The sequence below is a fragment of the Deltaproteobacteria bacterium genome (assembly GCA_016183175.1).
GTDB lineage: Bacteria > UBA10199 > UBA10199 > UBA10199 > SBBF01 > JACPFC01.
The window spans coordinates 1-3,562 of sequence record JACPFC010000127.1; the positions used below are offsets into that span (position 1 = coordinate 1).

Sequence of the window (3,562 nt, forward strand, 5' to 3'; positions counted from 1 at the left end):
TGATCTTTGGCCTCTACATTTTCGTTCTGGCGGTCTTTGTCGGCTACCAGATCATCACCAAGGTGCCGGCCCTTTTGCACACGCCGCTGATGTCGGCCACCAACGCCATATCGGGCATTTCGCTGGTGGCCTCTCTGGTGATTGCGGGGGGGAGCTACGGCAAGCTCTCCACAATTTTGGGGGTGATTGCGGTGGCGGCGGCCACCGTCAACGTGGTCGGCGGTTTTCTGATCACCGACCGGATGCTCAAGATGTTCAAGAGGAAAAAATAGACGTGGTTTTATGAAACTCCAGCTGATTTATCTTGCATACTTCGCCTCAACCGTTCTTTTTATCGTCGGCTTGCGCGGTCTGACAAAGCCCGACGCGGCCCGGCGGGGGATTATTCTTGCCGGCGTCGGGATGCTGGTGGCCATCGTCGGCACCCTCCTTCACCGCGACATCATCACCTATCAATGGATCATCGTCGGCCTGATTGTCGGCACCATCATCGGCATTCCGATGGGCCTCTGGATTCCGATGACCAAGATGCCCGAACGAATCGCGCTCTCCCATGCCTTTGGCGGTCTGGCGGTGGCGCTGGTGGGGGTGGCGGAATACATCCGCCATGCCGTGATGGCGGGGCACATCACGCAATTCACCATGGGGGCGTTGGGCTTTGAGGTGTTCTTTGGAACCGTGACCTTTACCGGAAGCCTGATGGCCTTCGGCAAGCTTCAGGGGATTTTGTCGGGGCGTCCGCAGACTTTCAAGGGGCAAAACACTCTCACACTGGCCCTTCTTGCCGCCTGTCTGGGGTTTGTCGTTTGGCTGATTTTCAGCCCCTATTTGTCCGGCCTCTTCTACACGGTGGTCGGCGTCGGTCTTCTTTTGGGAATTCTTCTGGTTGTTCCCATCGGCGGGGCCGACATGCCGGTGGTCATCTGTCTGATGAATTCCTACGCGGGGTTGGCGGCCTCGGCGTCGGGCTTTGCGCTCGACAACAACATTCTCATCATCTGCGGCGCGCTGGACGGCGGCTCCGGATTTTTACTGGCGATGATCATGAGCAAGGCGATGAACCGGTCGTTCGGCAATGTGCTGTTCGGCGCCTTTGGCCAGGTGGAGCAGACGTCCGCCGCCACGGGGGGCTCAAAGCCGGTCAAATCGTTTACTGTGGAAGATGCCGCGGAATTTTTAAAGCAGGCCTCGTCGGTGGTCATTGTCCCCGGCTACGGCATGGCGGTGGCCCAGGCCCAGCATGCGGTCGGCGAACTGCAGGAAATTCTGGAAAAAAAGGGGGTCGAGGTCCGTTATGCTATTCATCCGGTGGCCGGCCGGATGCCGGGGCACATGAATGTGCTGTTGGCCGAGGCGAGCGTCCCGTATGATCATTTAATCGAGATGGATGCGATCAATCCTTCCATGCCGACAGTGGATGTCTGCATGGTCATCGGCGCCAACGACGTGGTGAATCCCGCCGCCCGGACCGACAAATCGAGCGCCATCTACGGCATGCCGATCATCGACGCCGACCGCTCCAAAATGGTTTTTGTCCTCAAACGGTCGATGGCGGCCGGTTTTGCGGGCATCGACAACCCTCTTTTTTACCTCGAAAACACGCGGATGGTCTTCGGCGACGCCAAAAACACCATCCATGCCCTGAATGCGGAGTTGAAGAAATAACGCATTGTAAAAAAAGAGAGTCCTTTTGACGAAGCAATTTTCGTTCCCGCCAGCCACATCTGTCGGCGAGACAAACCAACTCATGGCGGCTTACGAAAATTGCGAAGACAAAGGGACTCTCTTTTTTTACACAACCCGATTTTTTTTTCTCCCCTCCAAAAACGCCTGAATATTTTTCCCTATCTCGTTGATCAGCCTCTGCCGTGATTCGCGGCTGGCCCAGGCGATGTGGGGAGTGAAGAGAATTTTGTTTTTGAGGGAAGGGTGAAAAAAAGGATGATTCTCCGGCGGCGGTTCGTGAACCATCACATCGGTGGCATAGCCGGCGATTCGGTTCTTTTGAAGGGCCCAGGTAAGGGCCTCGTCTTGCACGACAGGGCCGCGTGCCAGATTCAATAGACAGGCGGTTGGCTTCATCCATAAAACCTTTTCGCGGTTGATCAAATGCCGCGTCGAATCGGTGAGGGTGCAGTGAAGGGTTATAAAATCGCTTTTTTGAAGAACCTGCTTTAGCGGGAGGCGCTTTTCTTTTTTCAAATAACTTCTTCCCGGCAACTTGGCCACAAGCACCTTCATGTCGAACAGACGGGCCAGCCTGGCCACTTTTTTTCCAATGGTCCCGTATCCAAGAATGCCGAGACTTTTCCCCTGTAAATCCGAAAAGGGGTGATCCAGATAGGCAAAGTGGGGCGATTGCGACCAAAGCCCGCTCATGGCCGCGTTGTGGTGTTCAAACAAGCGGTGGCTCAAGGCAAGGAGAAAGAGGAGGGTGTGCTCAGCTACGGTGGTTGTGGAATAGCCGGGTACATTGGTGACGGCAATTTTTCTTTTGCGCGCAAGGTCCAGATCGACGTTGTTCACGCCTGTGGCGGCGATACAGATGAGCCTCAAATGCGGAAGTTTTTTGAGGATCACGGCGTCGAAAATACATTTATTGGCAATCACCACCTCGGCCGATCCGGCCCTTTTGACAATTTCATCCTGCGAGGAATTTTCAAAGGGGAGGGTGCGGCCGTTTTTGGTAATCGGTGCAAGGTCGATATCGCCAAAATCAACCGTGGCGGCGTCAAGAAAGACGATGGATAGTTTTTTTGTCCCCATAAGCGCATGACTCAAGGCTGGAATTTGTATTCCCTTAGGGCCTTCTCCGCATTGAAACGGTTTCCCCATATCTCCCGGCCGTAGGTTTTCATAAAATGAACAACATGTTTTTTGAAATGAAAAAGGTCATCCGAAAGCGGACTTTCCCGGAGAGACCGAGCCCAAACGCGGAGGAGCCTTGCGGAATCTGTTTTTTGCGATTTGAAGACCGTGATCATATCCTGAATATCCGAATCATAGTATCTCCCGGCCTTGCCGATGGACCAATATTCGGGTTCCAGAATGGTGACTTTTAATTTTCCGAAAATCTTGTAAGGGCGGGTGTGCTTTTTATAATCAAGCAGTGTCAACATCGACCAGCGTTCGATATCTTCGGAATATTCTGTTTTGACCCCGGTCTCTTTTCTTGCGGCGGAAATGCCGTCGGCTATTTTATCCGCACGGTTAAGTCCATTGATGCCGAAATCGATGTCTTCGGTCGGCCGGGCTCCCCCAAAAAGAAGGGCGGCGGCGCCGCCGATGAGAATGACCGTCGCCGGTTTGTCGAGCGTTTCGGCGAGTTTCAGAAAAAATTGGTCGATAATCTCGGGTGTCATGTGAGATGCTTTGGAATACGGGCCAGAATACGGTTGATCGTTTCGGGACCGTAAATTTTGTTGTTGATGAGGCGGCGATAACCGTTATTTCGGGAGAGGCGTCGGACACGCCGCAATCCGGAGGCATGATGGGCCTCCAACAGGTTGATGATCTGGGATGCGATATCGTCGGCGATCCTGTTTTTTTCGGGTGTGAAACA

5 protein-coding genes are annotated in these 3,562 nt (G+C 53.8%); 2 read left to right on the top strand and 3 right to left on the bottom strand.

All coding sequences use genetic code 11. The annotated features are described in order from the left end of the window. The first annotated feature begins 2 nt into the window (after nucleotides 1-2). A complete protein-coding gene (locus tag HYU99_11755) occupies nucleotides 3-272 on the top strand; it encodes an NAD(P) transhydrogenase subunit alpha (protein MBI2341021.1) in 270 nt (89 codons plus the stop codon). Nucleotides 273-282: 10 nt separating this feature from the next. Then, on the top strand, nucleotides 283-1,665 hold the full coding sequence (locus tag HYU99_11760) for an NAD(P)(+) transhydrogenase (Re/Si-specific) subunit beta (protein MBI2341022.1): 1,383 nt from the start codon (nucleotides 283-285) through the stop codon (nucleotides 1,663-1,665). Nucleotides 1,666-1,791: 126 nt separating this feature from the next. On the opposite strand, the gene HYU99_11765 is transcribed toward HYU99_11760, so the two are convergent. The 3 genes from HYU99_11765 to HYU99_11775 all read right to left on the bottom strand — a co-directional run. Then, nucleotides 1,792-2,781 (bottom strand): D-2-hydroxyacid dehydrogenase, encoded by a 990-nt coding sequence (locus HYU99_11765; protein ID MBI2341023.1) that lies wholly within the window; start codon nucleotides 2,779-2,781, stop codon nucleotides 1,792-1,794. Then, nucleotides 2,778-3,362, bottom strand: a complete 585-nt coding sequence (locus tag HYU99_11770) for a hypothetical protein (protein MBI2341024.1) — start codon at nucleotides 3,360-3,362, stop codon at nucleotides 2,778-2,780. Before HYU99_11770 ends, HYU99_11765 begins: the two co-directional genes overlap by 4 nt. After that, nucleotides 3,359-3,562, bottom strand: a 204-nt coding sequence (locus HYU99_11775) for a hypothetical protein (GenBank protein MBI2341025.1), incomplete at its 5' end; no start/stop codon positions are given. The genes HYU99_11770 and HYU99_11775, both read right to left, overlap by 4 nt.

Excerpts from the sequence above, each read along its gene's own strand:
- HYU99_11770 (MBI2341024.1), bottom strand. The coding sequence starts at position 3,362 with ATGACACCCGAGATTATCGACCAATTTTTTCTGAAACTCGCCGAAACG.
- HYU99_11760 (MBI2341022.1), top strand. The coding sequence starts at position 283 with ATGAAACTCCAGCTGATTTATCTTGCATACTTCGCCTCAACCGTTCTT.